Origin of the sequence: Tsukamurella strandjordii, from assembly GCF_039525985.1 — a bacterium.
Taxonomy (GTDB): domain Bacteria; phylum Actinomycetota; class Actinomycetes; order Mycobacteriales; family Mycobacteriaceae; genus Tsukamurella; species Tsukamurella strandjordii.
Window position 1 is genome coordinate 132,508 of record NZ_BAAAII010000005.1, and the last position, 16,539, is coordinate 149,046.

The window sequence follows — 16,539 nt, forward strand, 5'->3', positions numbered from 1 at the left end:
AACCGGCCCGGCTGATCCCTTCGGGCATCGAATCAAACTGGTCGGCAGTGGAATTCGCGGAAGAACTCGGCTACGCCCTGTCCGGCGCGGCGTGGGCGCACCCGCCCGCGTGCGCCCCGGCCGGATCCACTGGGCGGGAGCTGAAACCGTCGAACGAGGGCACGCGGGCGACGAACGTGGGATGCGATCCCGCCGCCGCGCCGCGGCGAAGATTCTCACCGATGCGGGTGAGCCTTTACTGTAGTGGGGTGATTGATGGCTCGAGCCGCCCCCCGCGGCGGACGCAGGAACAGCGGCGGGAGGCCACGCGTACCGCTTTGCTGGACGCGACGATCGAGAGTCTCGCCGAGGTGGGGTACACCGGGATGACGACCCGCGCCGTGGCGGCGCGAGCCGGGGTGACGCACGGTGCGCAACAACACCACTACGGCACGAAGCTGGCTCTCGCGGATGCGGCGCTGAAGCGGTTCGCCGAATCCCTGGCCACCGACGGACCCGCTGCACGGCAGGCGAAGACGCTCGATGAGGACCCGGCGAGATCGGAGTGGGAGCGGTGCGGAGAACTGCTCGACGCGATCTGGGCGCTCTACAGCCAACCCATCATCGGCACGATCGCCGAGATGCTGGCCCTGTCCCGCACGGACGCCGACATCCGCGAGCGGATGGCCGAGAACTCCACCGTGGCGCACTTGATCACGCGCACCACCGGCGCGATGGCGTTGCCCGTGCTGGGGCGGATCGAGGGGTTCGGCGAGTGGATTCTCACGGCGGTCACCGCGATGCGGGGGCTGCAGATGCTCGAACCGCTGCGGCTCGACGGTGACGCGGCGCTGACCTGGACGTCGATGCGCCGCGATCTGATCGCGGCCCTGCGGGTACGGGCCGACGAGGCGGGCGTCACCGTCTGAGCGCCTCCGGCGCGTCGTCGCGCATCACGCGGTCCAGGAATCGCGCGGCGTCGTCGGCAGCGGCGTAGACGGTGCCGAAGTGGTCGGTGGGGTACAGGTGCACGCTCACCGGTTGCCGGTGCAGTCGCAGGGTCGCGGCCAGCGACAGCCCGGAGGCGATCGGCACGTCGATGTCGGTGAGCCCGTGACCGAGGAAGATCGGCCGGTCGTACCCTGAGACGGGGGTGGACAGGTGATCTGCCAGAGCGCGGTACACACCGGGAATGCTGCGCAACGGCCGGGTGACCCACGAGCGCACGTCCGCACCGCGCACCTCCTCGCGCATGTCGTAGAGGCTGAGCGTCTCGGCGAGGGCCGCGATGCGACGGCCCTCCTCGCTGAGCACGTCATCGATACCCAGATCGGGGCGGGCGTCGCGGATGCCCGCGAGGATGTACGCCCCGTAGGTAGTCATCGCCAGGGGGAGCGCGGGTGGGAACGACGGCCCGAGGAATTGGACGATCCGTTCGATGTTGGCGGGGGTGCCGGTGGCGACCACACCCCGCAGGTCGAGGTCGTATCCCGCGCCGAACTCCGCGGCGTACCGAGCGCCGTTCATGGCTGCTCCGGCCCCCTGGGACTGGCCCACCAGGGCCCACTTCGCCGATAACGTCGGGTTCAGGCGGCGAGCTGCGCGCACCGAATCGATCAGGTTGTGCGCCTCGACCTTTCCGTTCAGATAGCTCATCAATCCGGGCGTTCCGAGGCCGGCGTAATCGGTGGCGACCACCGCGTACCCGCGGTCGAGCCAGTGTCCGAGGTAGAACTGCTGCCGGTCGGACTGCGGTTGCGCCGAGGGCGTGGCATCGTCGCCCAGCCCGACGGTGCCGTGCGCCCACGCGATCACCGGCCACCCGCCGGGCGGTGGTGCCGACTTCGGAAGGAAGATCGCGCCGGTACTCACGGCCGGGCCGTGCTGGTTACTGGTGGCGTAGAGGAAGCGGTGTGCATCGGCGGCGGCATCCACCCACAGTCCGGCCGCCAGCGGCACCTGGGCGATCGGAGTTCCCGCGTCGGGGATGGGTTCGGCGTAGCTCCGGGCGTCGAGTCCCGACCAATTCGGCGCCGCGATCGGCGTCACCGGGTCCGGCGTCACCAGGCCGCGGATCAGGCCGGTGAAGCGGTGGGCCAGGAATGTGGTGAGTGGCACACCGTCAACCTACCGGGCCCGGTGAGCGAGCGCGGCCGATGCCGCGGCGCACCGGTCAGCACGGAAATATCGAGATCGAAGAAAGGGGCGATGACGATTCCGTGAAACAAGTCGGAGCGATTGAGAAGAATTCGTGAACTGATCGACATCTGTTTGCCTGACGTTGGCGAAAGCGAGCCCGCTGTGGATACTCGAAGGTAGACCGGTTGCGAATGAATCATTGAAAGAGTGTAGCCGGCGAGATATCACGATGGAGGTCAGAGAAATGAATGTGAACGGAAATACGAAGAAGTCTTCCACTGTGATCGGTTGGGTCGGTGCCGGGGTGCTGGCGATGGGGGCCGCGGCGGCCGTGTTCGGTGCCGGCTCGGCGTCCGCCTCGCCTGTTCCGGGCAATCCGAGCGGGTACCACTCGGATCATGTGGTCACCCCGAATCAGAATCTGGGTCCGCAGGGATTCGGCGGTCCGCAGGTCGGCGGTCCGCAGGGCCACGGCACGGTGTTCGCCCCCGGGTCCGCGCTTCAGCCGGGCAATGTCAGCGACGATGCGCGCGATTCGCGGAACGCCGGCCCGAATGCGGCGACGCCGCTCGACTCGGGTGATCACCCGCGGAGCAATCCGGGGTTCGACAGCCCGCTCCCGCCGGTCTGATCGACGATCCGGTCATCCCCCGCCTCGTCGCAGCGCAGCCCCGCTGCGACGCGGCGGGACCAGCCGGGAGTTCTCGGATTCGAAACGGGGTAGATGAATGGTGACGCGACCATTCCGAGATATCAACGCAGCGCCCCGATGAATTCATTCCAGGCTGGTCTCGATTGGTATTCGCGGTCGAGGAGATTGGCGCTACCGTAGCCGGAGAAGGTGTCCGGATAATCGGTGATCCAGGATCTCTTGTCGGTGAATCCCCACACCGTGACCCCGGTGCAGGCGGACAATTCCCGGCACAGGCCGGTCATGGTGGCGTACATCCGGCCCTGGCGTCGCAGGTCCTCAGGGGCGGCCGCACCCTTGTCGGTCGGAATCCGTACATCCAATTCGGTCAGGCGAACGTCGAGGCCGGCGTCGGCGAATCGCTGGAAGTTCGCGCGCATGTCCGCCACCCGGGGCTGTTGATCGGCGCCGCCGAGCATGTGCGCCTGGAAGCCCACTCCGTCGAGGAGGGGTTTGGTCACGCGGACGCCGTCGATCTCGACGTCCTCCGTCATCGCCCGCAGCTTCGTCGCGAGGGCGAGCAGTGCGGTCGACTTGTCGCTCACCGTCTCCGAACTGTGCTCGTTGAGGTACAGCTTGGCCCGCGGCGCTGCCTTGCGAGCGGCGCGGAAGGCCTCGGCGATGTACCGGTCGTCGCCGGTGGTGCGCCACCAGGCGTTGCGCTGGAGCTCGCCGCGCTGATCGAAGGGCTCGTTGACCACGGTGACGGTGTTCGCCCTATCCGCATACCGGCGGACCACCGTGGTCACCAGTTCGCGGAGGAAGGTGCGGCGCCCCTCGTCGGTCATCCGCTGGACGTACGGCGGAACGATGCCCCACACCTGCTGGTCCAGCGGGTCCCACACCAGTGAGTGGATGTCGAAGCGTTGGCCGTGTCGGCGCGCCGTCTCCGCCACTGCATCGGCCTCCCGGAAGTCGAATCGCCCGGCCTCGGGGGCCACGGTGTTCGTCATGGTGCCGATCTCGGTGGTGAGCGAGGTGAACGCGGTACCGGCGACCGACTCGTAGCAGGGGTCGCCGTCGGTGAAGGTCGATCGGTAGGCGGTCCCGACATCGATTCCGGAACGCTCGGCGGCTCCGCGGAAGCCGGCGGTGTCCGGCCCGCACGTCGGGGCCGCCGGTGCGGGTGAGTCGGGGCTGCTGGGCGGAGCCGGGACGGTGCACGCCGCGGACAGCAGGCCCGCCGAGGCGAGCGCGACGACGATGGGGGCGACGCGGACGGACATTCCCCGACGCTACCGGCCGGCCGGGTCCTCCTCGACGGCGAGCGCGCGGTGATCGACCGGGCACCCGGGCGCGAAAGTGCCCAGTGCGGGCACGCTGAAACCGCCGGGATAACTCTTGATCCGCGCCATCTCGTAGACGTGGAGCGGCGTGCGCCGCGCGGGTAGTCGCGAGACCAGGAGGGCCCGTGCCTTGAGGCCCGCGACGGACACCGCCCGGGCCAGCCGGCCGGGCTTGCGGTACCGGAAGGCCCGCAGCAGCGGATCGTCCATGATCGAGCGGCTGAAGACGTCGATCGCCGGCCGCAGCGGTGCCGGATAGAAGGAGGCGAGCAGCGCCATCGTGGCGTCGGCCACCCGGCGCGCGCCCTCGCTGTATCCGAAGTGCTCCGCCTCGTAGGAGTCCATCAGCGCGGCGAAACCCTCGTAGGTCTCGGGAATCTCCTGGATCGCCATGTGTCGCCCCAGGTCCCGGTAGTACAGCACGGAGGCGGCGACCTCGGAGTCGGTCAGCCGACGCCACCCGAAGTCGTCGATCCATCGCTTCGGGACCACGACGAAGGTCGACAACACGTACAGCATGTCCGCGTCGGAGATGTCGTACATCCGGTGCATCTGGTTGATCCGGCGGACGGCGGAACGGCCACGCTCGTCCTCGAATCCATGCAGCAGCGGCACTTCCAGCAGGAGTGCCGTGTCGTCGTACCGCTTCTGCGTGCGTTCCTCGAACTCGCGGGTGCGGTGCAGCAGATCGCCGATGCTGGGCACCGCGTAGGTGCGGAACAGGGCGAAGCTCAGCGCCTGGTTGAAGTCCCACGGGAACTCCAATGTGGTGAGGTCGCGGTAGATCCGGTGGTAGTCGACCTGCGGATCGAGCTCGGCGTTCCGTGTTCGTGTACGCATCCGGTCCTCCTCGGTGGGGCGCCCTCTCACCATAAGTCGACTTATAGTGATGTGCAAGAGGTCACAGTCGTCGTCGGTGGGAGACTGGTGCGATGGAGGCAACGCGGAAGTCCACGCCCACGCGGTGGGCGCAGCGCCGATTCCTGGACGCCGGTCTCGCGGTGTTGGCGGACTCGGGCCACGCCGGTCTGAAACAGGCCGCGGTGTGCGCCCGCGCCGGCGCCACGACCGGGAGCTTCTATCACGCCTTTCCGAGCTGGGGCGAGTACACCTCCGCGCTGATCGCGCATTGGCGCGAGGATCAGAGTCAGCGCTTGATCGTCGAGGCCACGGAGATCGCCGATCCCCGCGCCCGGCTGGAACGCCTCGTCGAGATCGGCCTGACGCTGAACCCCGATTCCGAGGCGGCGATCCGGGTGTGGGCCGCGCACGATCCCGAGGTCCTCGCGCACCTCGCCGAGGTCGATACGATCCGGCTCGCCGCCATTCGCGACACCTATGTCGAACTCGTCGGCGACGACGGCGCCGCCGACGAGTACGCGCGGATCGCGATGTATCTACTGGTCGGGTTCCAGAGCGGCACACTGCGTTCCGTTGACGCTCTCGAACGTGGTTACCGCACCGTGGTCGCCGCCGCTCTCGCGCCGGTGGCCGATGCGGGCCCCGGAGGCGATCACGCGAGCAGGACCACCGCCAACGCGGACTGACGGGGCAGCGTCACGTCCAGGCCGGTCAGTTCCCGGAATCGTGTGAGCCGATTGAGCACCGTATTGCGGTGGCAGAATTCGCGCGCCGCGGTCACCGACACGCTCCCCGTGTCTAGGTACGCGAGCACGGTGCCGATCACGGTCTCGCGATCGGTGTCACTGAGCAGATCCAGCCCGGCGAGTTCCGTCTCGCTGAACGGCCGCGTCGCGTCGAGATGCGTCCGGCTCAGGCGATGCCAGACGCGCCGGGTGTCGTGCAGGCCGCGATCGGCGTCCCGGAGGACCGCGAGCACCTGTTCGGCTGCGTCGGCTCCCCGTGCGACGTTCCCCAGCCCGTCCACGTCGTCGACGATCCCGCCGGGGATCCGATCGAGCAGGCGCAGTTGCACCTCGTCGGTGAGCGCACCGGACGACGTGGGCCAGAAGATCACGACGGCGTCCTCCCGCCGCGTCAGGTGCATGGAAGCCCCGCTGTGGGTGGCCGTCTGGACCGCCCGGTAGGCATCGCGGTCGTGCTGGGTGCCGATGGCGACCACCCGGAACACCGATTCCGGATCGAGGTCGAGAGCGCGCGCGATGCGCCCGACCCGCGACTGCGGCGGCCCGCCGGGCTGGACGAGTTCGGTGAGGTAGGACTGCTGCTCGTCGCGCGCCGAGGCGGCCATCGCCGCCCGCTCGTCGAGGTAGCTGTGCTGCACGTTGCGGGCGTACTCGTCGACGATCGACCACAGATCGCCCGCGTGCAACGCCAGTACCGCCGTGTCGTCGCTCGTGGCGCGGCGCAGCAGGTCCGACCAGATCACGCTGAAATCGAGCCGGACGGCGGCGACCAGGTCCTCCAGTGGGACGTGCGCCCGCGCGCGCCGACGTCCCAGTTCGATCGGCACCGACCCCAGATCGGACACGGGGATGCGGCCCGCCACCACGCCGAGTAGCAGATCGATCGACTCCGAGGCCGCCTTGCGGAGTTCGGTTCCCGGCACCGAACCGTCGCCGTACGCGGGAATCGCGGTGACCTCAGCCACGAACGCCTCCACGAGTAGGGGCAGGTCGCGCCGGGTCGATTCGACCAGTTCGAGCCATCGTGCACCGGTTTGCGTGCGCTGTGCGGCGAGGTCACGCATGTCGCCCGTCCTCCGTCGGTCGGTCCGCGTCACGGAGCGCGGCGAGGTTGTGCATCTGCACATCGTATCCTTCGAGATCCGTGGCATCCGTCGATGTCGCGCGGCTCACACATCCGCTTGTATGGGGAGACACGAACCGCAGGACCACGGCGCGTTCCCGTCGATCAGAGGAGTCCACCGTGACAGCCGATACCTCCGCCGCATCCACCTCATCGGATCCCACCGACGACGGCGCTCGTCGCGTCGCCCTCGCGGCCTTCGTCGGGACGGCGATGGAGTGGTACGACTTCTTCATTTTCACCACCGCCGCCGCGCTGGTGTTCAACGTGCAGTTCTTCGTCTCGCACAACGCCCTTGCGGCCACGATGGCGTCGTTCGCGACCCTCGCCGTCGGTTTCATCGCCCGTCCCTTCGGCGGCATCCTGTTCGGCTGGCTCGGGGATCGGATCGGGCGGCGCAAGGTACTCATGGCCACGATCGTCGGGATCGGGATCGCCACCGTGCTGATCGGCGTGCTGCCCAACTACGCGTCGATCGGCATCGCTGCGCCGATCATCCTGGTGGTGCTCCGGATCCTGCAGGGACTCGCCGTCGGCGGCGAGTGGAGCGGCGCGGTCACCATCACCGCCGAGAACGCCCCCGCCGCGAAACGAGCCCGGTACGCGGCAGTTCCGCAGCTGGGTTCGCCGGTGGGCACGATCCTCTCGTCGGGCGTCTTCTTCCTCACCTCCGCCGCCCTCGGTGATGAGCGGTTCCAGGACTGGGGCTGGCGCATCCCGTTCCTGCTCGCCCTGCCCATGCTGATCGCCTCCGTCGCGCTGCGCAGCAGGCTCGAGGAGTCGCCCGCGTTCTTGGAGCTGAAAGACAGTGGCGCCGTTGCCGAAGCGCCGCTCTCGCAGGTTCTGCGCGGATCGTGGCGGCAGGTGCTGGCGGGGTCCGCCGTGGCGCTGCTCGGTATCGCGGGCTTCTATCTGGTCACCACCTTCGTGGTCAGCTACGGCCAGCGGGTGCTGCACCTGGACACCTCCCTCCTGCTCGCCGCCACCTTCATCGCCGCGTCCTTCGAGCTCATCGTGATCTGGGCGGGTGGACGACTGGGGGAGCGGTACGGATCCACCCGTGTCTCCGCCGGCGCGGGCGTGATCACCGCCATCCTGGCCTTCCCGATCTTCATGGCCATCGGAACCGCGCAACCGGTACTCGTGGTGGTGGCGATGACGGTCGGCGTGGGCGTTGTCTCCTTCGCCTACTCCGTGCAGGGCGCCATCATCACCAGCCTGTTCCCGGCGCCGGTCCGGTACACCGGAGTCTCGGTGTGCGGCAACGCCGCCGCCGTGCTCGCCGGACTGGTCCCGCTGCTGGCCACGGCCATCCTCACCGTCACCGGTGACACGCTCTGGCCCAGCGCGTGCCTGCTCATCCTCATCGCGGTCATCACCATCGCCGGTGCCCTCACGGCGCGCCGCATCAGCATCCCGGAAGCCGGCCTCAAGATCTGACGCGATCGACAAGCCCGTTCCCATCGACCATTCTCTTCTCCCGAGGGGCAACACCATGACCGACAGCACGACCACGACCGACTACCTCACCGATTTCGCGGCCATGTCGCGGTTCGGGGCCACCGAGCGCGGGGGAGTCGACCGGCAGGCCGCCACGGCCCCCGACGGTGCGCAACGGCGGTGGCTGCGGGACTGGCTCGACGAGCACGGATTCGAGACGGGGTACGACGGGATCGGCAATCAGTTCGGCCTGCTCACCCTCAATCCCGGTGCGCCGTACGTTCTCACCGGATCGCACATGGACTCGCAGCCGCGAGCGGGGCGCTACGACGGTGCCTACGGCGTGCTCGCTTCGGCGCACGCCGCCGTGCGCGCGGCGGACCGGTTCCGATCGGAGGGCCGCGTCCCGACGTACAACGTGGCGGTGGTGAACTGGTTCAACGAAGAGGGCAGCCGCTTCACACCCAGCATGATGGGCTCCTCCGTCCACACCGGGAAGATGGACAGGGCACAGGCTCTGGCCACCACCGACGGTGATGGTGTGAGTGTGGAGCAGGCGCTGTCCGAGATCGGCACGATCGGGGACTTCGCGATGCCCGCCGTTGCCGGCTACGCGGAGATCCACGTGGAACAGGGCCGAATCCTCGAAGACACCGAGACGACGATCGGGCTCGTCGCCGGCACCTGGGGCGCGCGGAAGTTCGCCTTCACCGTGCGCGGCGAACAGGCGCACACCGGCTCCGCGGTCATGGCGGACCGGCATGACGCACTGCTCGGCGCCTCGCTCCTCGTGGTCCTGGCCCGTGAGCTCGCGGACCAGTTCGCGGATGCGCCCCTGCACACGTCGGTGAGCCGGATGATCATCGAACCCAACTCGCCTGTGGTGATCGCCCGGGAGGCGACCTTCAACATGGACCTGCGATCGCCCGACGAGGAGGTCCTGGAACAGGCGGAACAGCTGCTGCGGTCGCGGATCGGCGAGATCGAGCGCCGGGCGCAGGTTCGGATCGACTGGACCCGTACGCATTCCTGGGGACAGCTGGCGTTCCAGCAGGAGGGCGTCGCACTCGCCCGGAAGGCGGCCGAGCATCTCGGACTGTCGAACCGGGAACTGCTCACCGTGGCCGGTCACGACTCCGTGAACATGAAGGACGTCGTTCCCACCGTGATGCTCTTCGTGCCCAGCGTCGAGGGCGTCTCGCACAACGAACTCGAGCGCACCACCGACGACGACGCCGTCGCCGGCGTCGAGGTCCTCACCGAAACACTGCACCGCATGATGGACGGAGCCCTGTGATGTTCACCGACGGACGACGCCGACTCGTTGTCGGCACGGTAGCCGTGCTCGCACTCGCCGGATGCGGCGCAGGGAATTCCGGCGAGCCGGCATCATCCTCGCCCACGGCGGCCGCCACCGGCGACGCCGCCTTCCGTGACACCTTCCGTGAGCTCGTGGAGACCAACACCACGCCCTCGGCGGGCAGTTGCACCCTGGCCGCGCAGCGCATGGCGGACCGGCTCAAGGCCGGCGGGTACTCCGACAAGGACATCGTCCAGTTCACACCGCCGGGGCGTCCCAAGGACGGCGGCCTGGTGGCCACACTCGGCGGCTCGGACACCAACGCCAAGCCCGTTCTCCTGCTCGCACATCTCGACGTGGTCGAAGCGAAACGCGAGGATTGGCAACGCGACCCGTTCACTCTCGTCGAGGAGAACGGCTACTTCTACGGCCGCGGAACCTACGACGACAAGTCGATGGCGGCGATCTTCGTGGACTCGATGATCCGCTACCGCGCCGAGGGCTTCCTACCCAAGGCGCCGGTGCGCATCGCCCTCACCTGCGGCGAAGAGGGCGGAGACCAGGAGAACGGGGTCAAGTGGCTCCGCGACAACCGGCCGGAACTGCTGGACGCACGCCTGGTTCTCAATGAGGGCGCCGGCGGCCAACTCGACCAGGACGGCAAACCCGTCACCCTGGAAGTGCAGGCGGCGCAGAAGCAGTACCAGGACTTCACCCTGGAGGTGACCGACCCCGGGGGCCACAGCAGCCAGCCCGGACCCTTCAATGCGATCGCCGCGCTGTCGGCGGGCCTCGACCGGCTGGCGGCGTACCGCTTCCCGGTACAGCTCAACGAGACCGTGCGGCAGAATTTCACCGCGCTGGCCCCGCTCAACCCCGGCGAAGTGGGCGACGCGATGCGGGCCATCGTGGCCGATCCCAACGATGCCGTCGCGGCGGACGTCCTGTCGAGGTCTCCGGGGTACAACGCCGCGCTCCGCACGACATGCATTCCGACGCAGATCACGGGCGGCCACGCGAAGAACGCCCAGCCGCAGCGGGTGACGGCCAACGTCAACTGCCGGATCGCACCGAACGCGTCACCGCAGGACGTGCAGCGGACCCTGAACGACGTGCTGGCGGAACCGCGGATCGCCGTCACGCCGACGGACCCGTTCTCCACCGACATCGCGAAGGTCGCCGACCTGACGCCCGCGATCGTCGACCCGATCCGTTCGATCGGGCAGCGGATCTGGCCGGGCATCACCGTGGTCCCGTTCATGTCCGCCGGTGCGACCGATGCGATCTTCTTCACCGACACCCCCGTGTACGGCATCAGCGGAATCCTCTCCAAGCCGAACGACACGTTCATGCACGGGCTCAACGAGCGGGTTCCTGTGAAATCGCTGTACGACGGCCGCGCCTTTCTCTACGACCTCACCAAGGCCTACGCCAACGGTTGAGAGCGGCTGATCGGCGAGTCGGCAGCATGAGTCGTTCGTTACAGTGCGTGGCGAAAGTGTTCTGTGACACACTCGGTGACAACGCGCGAATCGGGCGAACGAGACGGGGGCGTGCCGAGTGCGGCGGCGCACCGGGTGCCGGCGCCTCGGCGGCGGGCCCGCCCTCGTCCCAGCTCAGAAGCCTGAGCCGACCCTGGCTCGTCGCTGAGATTCTGCAGCGATGCAGATTCCGTTCCCGAGCCCCGCTGCGGAGGGCGCTCGATCGGCCTCACCGCGTTCGCCATCGCAAGGCCCGCATCATCTGGGGTCCGGCTATCGCATACCGCTAGTCTTCGTTGGCGTCCGAAGTGGTTCGGGACGCGGCGGCCCGCGGGATCGGGGTCGTCGATGCAGCTAGCAGTCAGTGTGAGGGCCCGTGTCGATCGTTCAACGCAGCGTCGCCAGAGCGGCGCAGGGTGGCACGTCCGCGCTGTCGCAGGCCGGCATGATCTTCCAACTGTTCGCGCAGATCGTGCGGAACACCTTCAAGCGGCCCTTCCAGTACCGCGAGTTCATCGAGCAGTCGTGGTTCATCGCCAGCGTCACCATCCTCCCGACGGCGCTCGTCGCGGTGCCCTTCGGCGCGATCGTCTCGCTGCAGACCGGCTCGCTCATCGGCCAGCTCGGCGCCGAGAGCTTCACCGGCGCCGCGAGCGTGCTCGCGGTCGTGCAGCAGGGCGCGCCCGTGGTGACGGCGCTCCTGGTCGCCGGCGCGGCGGGCAGCGCCGTGTGCGCCGACCTCGGCGCGCGCACCGTCCGCGAGGAGATCGCGGCCATGGAGGTGCTGGGCATCGATCCGGTGCACCGCCTCGTGGTGCCCCGGGTGCTCGGAATGATGTTGGTCAGCGCCTTCCTCAACGGCCTCGTCTCGGTGGTCGGTGTGGTGGGCGGCTACTTCTTCAACGTGGTGCTGCAGCACGGCACCCCGGGTGCCTACCTGGCATCGTTCTCCGCGCTGGCGCAGCTGCCCGACCTCCTGGTCGGCGAGTTCAAGGCGCTGATCTTCGGGCTCATCGCCGGCGTGGTCGCCGCGTACAAGGGCCTGCATCCGGGCGGCGGTCCGAAGGGCGTCGGTGACGCCGTCAACCAGTCCGTGGTGATCACCTTCCTGCTGCTGTTCTTCGCGAACATCATCCTCACGGCGGTCTACCTGCAGGTCGTCCCGGCGAAGGGCTCGTGAGATGTCGCTGAACTTCACGAACAAGGCGCGCAAGGCCGCGCAGGCCCCGCTCAAGGTGCTCGACGGTGCCGGCGAGCAGATGTCCTTCTACGGCCGGTCCATCGGCTTCATCCCGCAGTCGATCCGGCGCTACCCCAAGGAAGTCGGCCGGGTGCTGGCCGAGGTCGCCTTCGGCAGCGGTGCGCTCGCCGTGATCGCCGGCACCGTGGGCGTGGTCCTCATGCTCTGCGGCTTCACCGGCATCGTGGTGGGGCTCCAGGGCAATGCGGCGCTTCAGCAGCTCGGCGCCTCCGTGATGACCGGCTTCCTCTCGGCCTATGTCAACACCCGCGAGCTGACCCCGCTCGTCGCAGCCCTCGCGATGTCGGCCACCGTCGGCTGTGGTTTCACCGCGCAGCTCGGGGCCATGCGGATCTCCGAGGAGATCGATGCGCTCGAGGCGATGGCCATCCCGTCGATCTCCTTCCTCACCGCCACCCGGGTGATCGCCGGCTTCGTCGCCGTGATCCCGCTGTACATCGTGGGACTGCTCGCCTCGTACGTGATGACCCGATTCGTGAACACCACGCTGCTCGGTCAGTCCACCGGTACCTATGACCACTACTTCAATCTGTTCCTCTCACCGGTCGACGTGCTCTGGTCGTTCGGCAAGGTGCTCGTCTTCGCCTTCGTGCTGGTGCTGGTGCACTGCTACTACGGCTACAACGCCTCGGGCGGTCCGGCGGGTGTCGGCGTCGCCGTGGGCCGCGCCGTGCGCACCTCGCTGGTGGCCATCGCGCTGCTCGACTTCTTCCTCAGCCTCGCCATCTGGGGCACCACGACCACGGTGAAGATCGCATGAGTCAGACGGTGCGGCGGCGGCTGCTCGGCCTCGCCTTCTTCGGAGTGTGCGTGCTGTTCCTGGTGGCGACCATCGGGAAGTACCAGCAGCGGTTCGAGACCTTCACCTGGGTCGAGCTCGTCACCGATACCGCGGGGGCGTCGCTGCCGGTCAATTCCGAGGTCCGCGCCCGCGGCGTCGAGGTGGGTACCGTGCGCGATGTCTCGGTCCGCGACGGCAAGGCCGTGATCCGCATGGGCCTCAAGCCCGACGAGGCCCGGCAGATCCCCGGCGCGGTCACCGCGCGCATCCTTCCCAAGACCCTGTTCGGCCAGCGGTACGTGGCGCTGCAGGTCCCGGCCGGGCAGGGCGGCACCGGCACCCCGGGCGCCTCCGCGCTGCAGGACGGTGCCACGATCCAGACCGACACCTCGGGCAATGCCACCGAGCTCAACGAGCTCTTCGATCAGCTGCTCCCGTTGCTGCGAGCGGTCCCGCCGCAGGACCTCAACGCCACCCTGGGAGCGCTGTCGAACGCGCTGTCCGGCAACGGGAAGAACCTGCAGACCGCGATCGGGCAGTTCACGAACATCTTCTCCAAGGTCAATGCCGTGATGCCCGATCTGCAGTCCTCGCTGCGCTCGCTCGCCACCGTCTCGGCCACCTACAGCGATGCCCTGCCGGACCTGATCACGGCGCTGGACACGTTCCGCACCACCAACACCACCGTCGTGTCCGGTCAGCAGGCCTTCCACGCGTTCTGGACCTCCGTCGCCGACGGCGCGGGCCGCACCGCAGGTCTGCTCGAGGCCAATCGCGAGGAACTGGTGACGGTGATGAACAAGTCCAACACCACCATCTCGATCCTGGCGCGCTACTCGCCCGAATTGGGCTGCACCTTCGAACGATTCGCCACCCTGCTGCCCGAGGCGAACCGCATCGTCGGTAAGGAGACGAATCAGCCCGCCGCACGGATCTCGATGATCGTGGCCAACTCCCGCGGCCGCTACCTGCCGAACCAGGACGAGCCCCGGTGGTTCGACGATCGCGGTCCCGCCTGCTACAACGCCATCAAGACCAAACCCGCACCGATGTACCCGGGCGGCCCCTACGCCGGTGGCGCGTTCGCCACTCCCGCGCGCAACCCCGGCGTCCAGGATTCGCGGTACCAGCTGCCCGAGCCCCAGTTCCGCGCACCGTCGGAGATGGCCACGGTCGGCGTGGCCGGGAAGAACGCCCGCGCCACCCGCGCGAGCTTCGCGGTGGCCTCCGGCGTCGATGCATCCGAGGTACCCGACTGGCTGACCACGGTTTTCGTGCCCGCCATGGTGGGTAAGGAGGTGCAGATCCGATGAAGCCGCTCACCGGCCCCCTGCTCAAGCTGATCGCCTTCGCCGTCATCACGGCCACCGCGACCGGCATCCTCGGCGCCTCGATCGCCCAGCTCAACTTCAGCTTCGGCCGTGACTACCACGCCATCTTCTCCGACGCCACGATGGTGCAGAAGGGCGACGAGGTCCGGATCGCCGGCGTGCGCGTGGGGCAGATCACCGGCGTGAAGATCCACGACCGCGGCCAGGCGGATGTCGCGTTCAACCTCTCCGACCGGGACTCGATCCCCGGTTCGGCGACGGCGGCGCTGCGGCTGCGCAACCTCGTCGGACAGCGGTACCTCGAACTGATGCAGGCGCCCACCGAGAACGATCCGGTACGCGGCGAATCCCGTGCCACGCCGTACAAGCCGGGGGACACCATCCCCATCGAGCGGACGCGGCCCGCCGTCAACCTCACTGACCTGTTCAACGGTTTCAAGCCCCTGTTCAAGCAGCTGACGGCGGACGACGTGAACAAGCTCGCCGGCCAGATCATCACGGTCTTCCAGGGCCAGGGCGGCACGATCAACGATCTGCTCGTGAACACCGCATCGCTGACCAACACGATCGCCGACAAGGACGCGGTGATCGGCGAGCTGATCACCAATCTCACGAAGGTCCTCGGCACCATCAACGAGCGGGACAAGCAGTTCACCGATCTGCTCGACAACACCCAGCAGCTGGTGTCGGGCCTGTCCCAGGACCGCGGCGCGATCGGCTCGGCACTGGGCTCCGTCTCGCAGCTCACCGCCGTCACCGAATCGATCCTCACTCCCACGCGCGGTGCGATCAAGGACGATGTGGCGGCGCTGAAGGACCTCACCGACAAGCTGAACGGGCGCAGCGCCGACGTGGCGCACACGCTGAACTTCCTCCCGGAGAAGATCCAGGCGGTGGGTCGGCTCGCGTCCTTCGGCGGCTGGTTCCAGTTCTACCTCTGCGGTGTCGACATCGTGGCGGGTACGGGCAAGGGAGACAACATCGCGCTCGCGATCGACGTGCCCACCGTGAATCAGCCCGTGTACACCAACACCGCCACGCGGTGCTACCGGGACGGGACGCCGCGATGAGCGAGAAGGACGTGACGAAGACCTACCCCGAGCGGCGCCGCGGTGCCCGCCGATCGCCGGTGACCATGGGCGCCATGGGGATCGTGCTGCTCCTCATGGCCACCGCCTCGGCCTTCTTCATCGACCGGCTGCCGCTGATCGGTGCCGGCACCACGTACACGGCACTGTTCAGTGAGGCCGCGGGCCTCCTGCCGAACAACGAGGTGCGCGTCGCGGGTGTGAAGGTGGGCACCGTGCAGGCCGTGGATCTGGATACCAAGGCCGCGAAGGCGAAGGTCACCTTCCGCACCAAGGACGTCTGGCTGGGGGAGAACACCTCCGCGAGCATCCAGATCAAGACGGTGCTCGGCCAGAAGTACGTGGCACTCGAGCCGCGGGGAGCCGATCGGCTGGATCCGAAGCGGCCGATCACCGACACCACCTCGCCGTACGACGTGGTGGCCGCGTTCTCGGACGCGAGCGCCTCCATCGACAAGACCGACACCAAGCGGCTCGCCACCAGCATGCGCACACTCGCCGACGCCTTCCGCGAGACGCCGCCGAACGTGCGGGAGTCACTGACCGGCATCACCCGGCTGTCGGACACCATCAACAAGCGCGACGAGGAACTGCAGCGGCTGCTGGAGCAGACCGGGAAGACCTCGAAGATCCTCGCCGACCGCTCGGATACTTTCCGCAAGCTGATCACCGACGCCGGCCTGTTGCTGACCACCTTGAATCAGCGGCAGGACGACATCACCCGGCTGCTGCAGACCACGCAGTCGCTGTCGGCGACCCTCACCGGCATCGTCCGGGACAACGAGCAGCAGATCGGTCCCGCGCTCACCTCGCTGCGCCAGGTGGTGCAGTTGCTGCAGGACAACAAGAAGGGCCTGGAGAGCACCATCACCCTGCTGGCCCCGTTCTACAAGGTGTACGCCAACGTCTTCGGCAACGGCCGATGGCAGGAATCGGTGGTCACCAACCTCACGCCGCCCGGCCTGCCGGTGTTCCCGGGCGCGCGGCCGCCGGTGCGCACCGACCTGCTCACGAACGGGGGACAGAAGTGAC

15 protein-coding genes are annotated in these 16,539 nt (G+C 68.2%); 11 read left to right on the plus strand and 4 right to left on the minus strand.

Features of this window, described 5'->3' with window-relative positions; translation table 11 throughout:
• Window positions 1-248 precede the first annotated feature (248 nt).
• On the plus strand, window positions 249-908 hold the full coding sequence (locus ABD108_RS09680; protein ID WP_255585785.1) for a TetR/AcrR family transcriptional regulator: 660 nt from the start codon (window positions 249-251) through the stop codon (window positions 906-908).
• On the opposite strand, the gene ABD108_RS09685 is transcribed toward ABD108_RS09680, so the two are convergent.
• Window positions 898-2,097 (minus strand): lipase family protein, encoded by a 1,200-nt coding sequence (locus ABD108_RS09685; RefSeq protein ID WP_305110498.1) that lies wholly within the window; start codon window positions 2,095-2,097, stop codon window positions 898-900. The genes ABD108_RS09680 and ABD108_RS09685 overlap by 11 nt on opposite strands.
• Window positions 2,098-2,398: 301 nt before the next feature.
• Between ABD108_RS09685 and ABD108_RS09690 the strand changes: the two genes are divergently transcribed.
• The gene (locus ABD108_RS09690) at window positions 2,399-2,749 is read left to right on the plus strand and encodes a hypothetical protein (RefSeq protein ID WP_305110500.1); all 351 of its coding nucleotides are present in this window, start codon (window positions 2,399-2,401) and stop codon (window positions 2,747-2,749) included.
• Between the two features lie 122 nt (window positions 2,750-2,871).
• Here ABD108_RS09690 and ABD108_RS09695 read toward each other — a convergent pair whose 3' ends face one another.
• Window positions 2,872-4,035, minus strand: coding sequence for an endo-1,4-beta-xylanase (locus ABD108_RS09695; RefSeq protein ID WP_305110502.1), 1,164 nt, complete (start codon window positions 4,033-4,035; stop codon window positions 2,872-2,874).
• A 9-nt stretch (window positions 4,036-4,044) separates the two neighbouring features.
• A complete protein-coding gene (locus tag ABD108_RS09700) occupies window positions 4,045-4,935 on the minus strand; it encodes an oxygenase MpaB family protein (RefSeq protein WP_220658737.1) in 891 nt (296 codons plus the stop codon).
• 92 nt (window positions 4,936-5,027) lie between these two features.
• Here ABD108_RS09700 and ABD108_RS09705 point away from each other — a divergent pair, with 92 nt between their 5' ends.
• Entirely contained in the window at window positions 5,028-5,642 is a 615-nt protein-coding gene (locus ABD108_RS09705; RefSeq protein ID WP_305110504.1) for a TetR/AcrR family transcriptional regulator, read from the plus strand.
• Here ABD108_RS09705 and ABD108_RS09710 read toward each other — a convergent pair.
• Window positions 5,609-6,766: an RsbRD N-terminal domain-containing protein gene (locus ABD108_RS09710; RefSeq protein WP_305110506.1), complete on the minus strand. Its 1,158-nt coding sequence runs from the start codon at window positions 6,764-6,766 to the stop codon at window positions 5,609-5,611. The two genes, ABD108_RS09705 and ABD108_RS09710, sit on opposite strands and share 34 nt — an antisense overlap.
• Before the next feature lie 179 nt (window positions 6,767-6,945).
• Between ABD108_RS09710 and ABD108_RS09715 the strand changes: the two genes are divergently transcribed.
• The 8 genes from ABD108_RS09715 to ABD108_RS09750 all read left to right on the plus strand — a co-directional run bounded on the left by ABD108_RS09715 (window position 6,946) and on the right by ABD108_RS09750 (window position 16,538).
• The gene (locus ABD108_RS09715) at window positions 6,946-8,265 is read left to right on the plus strand and encodes an MFS transporter (RefSeq protein WP_255585786.1); all 1,320 of its coding nucleotides are present in this window, start codon (window positions 6,946-6,948) and stop codon (window positions 8,263-8,265) included.
• Between the two features lie 55 nt (window positions 8,266-8,320).
• The gene (locus tag ABD108_RS09720) at window positions 8,321-9,562 is read left to right on the plus strand and encodes a M20 family metallo-hydrolase (protein ID WP_305110508.1); all 1,242 of its coding nucleotides are present in this window, start codon (window positions 8,321-8,323) and stop codon (window positions 9,560-9,562) included.
• On the plus strand, window positions 9,562-11,007 hold the full coding sequence (locus tag ABD108_RS09725) for a M20/M25/M40 family metallo-hydrolase (RefSeq protein ID WP_343930148.1): 1,446 nt from the start codon (window positions 9,562-9,564) through the stop codon (window positions 11,005-11,007). The genes ABD108_RS09720 and ABD108_RS09725 overlap by 1 nt, the downstream gene beginning before the upstream one ends.
• A gap of 484 nt (window positions 11,008-11,491) precedes the next feature.
• Complete coding sequence (locus ABD108_RS09730; protein WP_220659592.1) at window positions 11,492-12,226, plus strand: MlaE family ABC transporter permease; 735 nt, start codon at window positions 11,492-11,494, stop codon at window positions 12,224-12,226.
• Between the two features lies 1 nt (window position 12,227).
• Entirely contained in the window at window positions 12,228-13,067 is an 840-nt protein-coding gene (locus ABD108_RS09735; RefSeq protein WP_220658742.1) for an MlaE family ABC transporter permease, read from the plus strand.
• Window positions 13,064-14,401 (plus strand): MCE family protein, encoded by a 1,338-nt coding sequence (locus tag ABD108_RS09740; RefSeq protein ID WP_220658743.1) that lies wholly within the window; start codon window positions 13,064-13,066, stop codon window positions 14,399-14,401. The genes ABD108_RS09735 and ABD108_RS09740 overlap by 4 nt, the downstream gene beginning before the upstream one ends.
• Window positions 14,398-15,489, plus strand: coding sequence for an MCE family protein (locus ABD108_RS09745; RefSeq protein WP_220658744.1), 1,092 nt, complete (start codon window positions 14,398-14,400; stop codon window positions 15,487-15,489). The genes ABD108_RS09740 and ABD108_RS09745 overlap by 4 nt, the downstream gene beginning before the upstream one ends.
• Complete coding sequence (locus ABD108_RS09750) at window positions 15,486-16,538, plus strand: MCE family protein (RefSeq protein WP_220658745.1); 1,053 nt, start codon at window positions 15,486-15,488, stop codon at window positions 16,536-16,538. The genes ABD108_RS09745 and ABD108_RS09750 overlap by 4 nt, the downstream gene beginning before the upstream one ends.
• Window position 16,539 lies beyond the last annotated feature (1 nt).

Excerpts from the sequence above, each read along its gene's own strand:
- ABD108_RS09740 (WP_220658743.1), top strand. The coding sequence starts at position 13,064 with ATGAGTCAGACGGTGCGGCGGCGGCTGCTCGGCCTCGCCTTCTTCGGA.
- ABD108_RS09735 (WP_220658742.1), top strand. The coding sequence starts at position 12,228 with ATGTCGCTGAACTTCACGAACAAGGCGCGCAAGGCCGCGCAGGCCCCG.
- ABD108_RS09745 (WP_220658744.1), top strand. The coding sequence starts at position 14,398 with ATGAAGCCGCTCACCGGCCCCCTGCTCAAGCTGATCGCCTTCGCCGTC.
- ABD108_RS09695 (WP_305110502.1), bottom strand. The coding sequence starts at position 4,035 with ATGTCCGTCCGCGTCGCCCCCATCGTCGTCGCGCTCGCCTCGGCGGGC.
- ABD108_RS09725 (WP_343930148.1), top strand. The coding sequence starts at position 9,562 with ATGTTCACCGACGGACGACGCCGACTCGTTGTCGGCACGGTAGCCGTG.
- ABD108_RS09750 (WP_220658745.1), top strand. The coding sequence starts at position 15,486 with ATGAGCGAGAAGGACGTGACGAAGACCTACCCCGAGCGGCGCCGCGGT.
- ABD108_RS09710 (WP_305110506.1), bottom strand. The coding sequence starts at position 6,766 with ATGCGTGACCTCGCCGCACAGCGCACGCAAACCGGTGCACGATGGCTC.
- ABD108_RS09700 (WP_220658737.1), bottom strand. The coding sequence starts at position 4,935 with ATGCGTACACGAACACGGAACGCCGAGCTCGATCCGCAGGTCGACTAC.
- ABD108_RS09730 (WP_220659592.1), top strand. The coding sequence starts at position 11,492 with ATGATCTTCCAACTGTTCGCGCAGATCGTGCGGAACACCTTCAAGCGG.
- ABD108_RS09720 (WP_305110508.1), top strand. The coding sequence starts at position 8,321 with ATGACCGACAGCACGACCACGACCGACTACCTCACCGATTTCGCGGCC.
- ABD108_RS09705 (WP_305110504.1), top strand. The coding sequence starts at position 5,028 with ATGGAGGCAACGCGGAAGTCCACGCCCACGCGGTGGGCGCAGCGCCGA.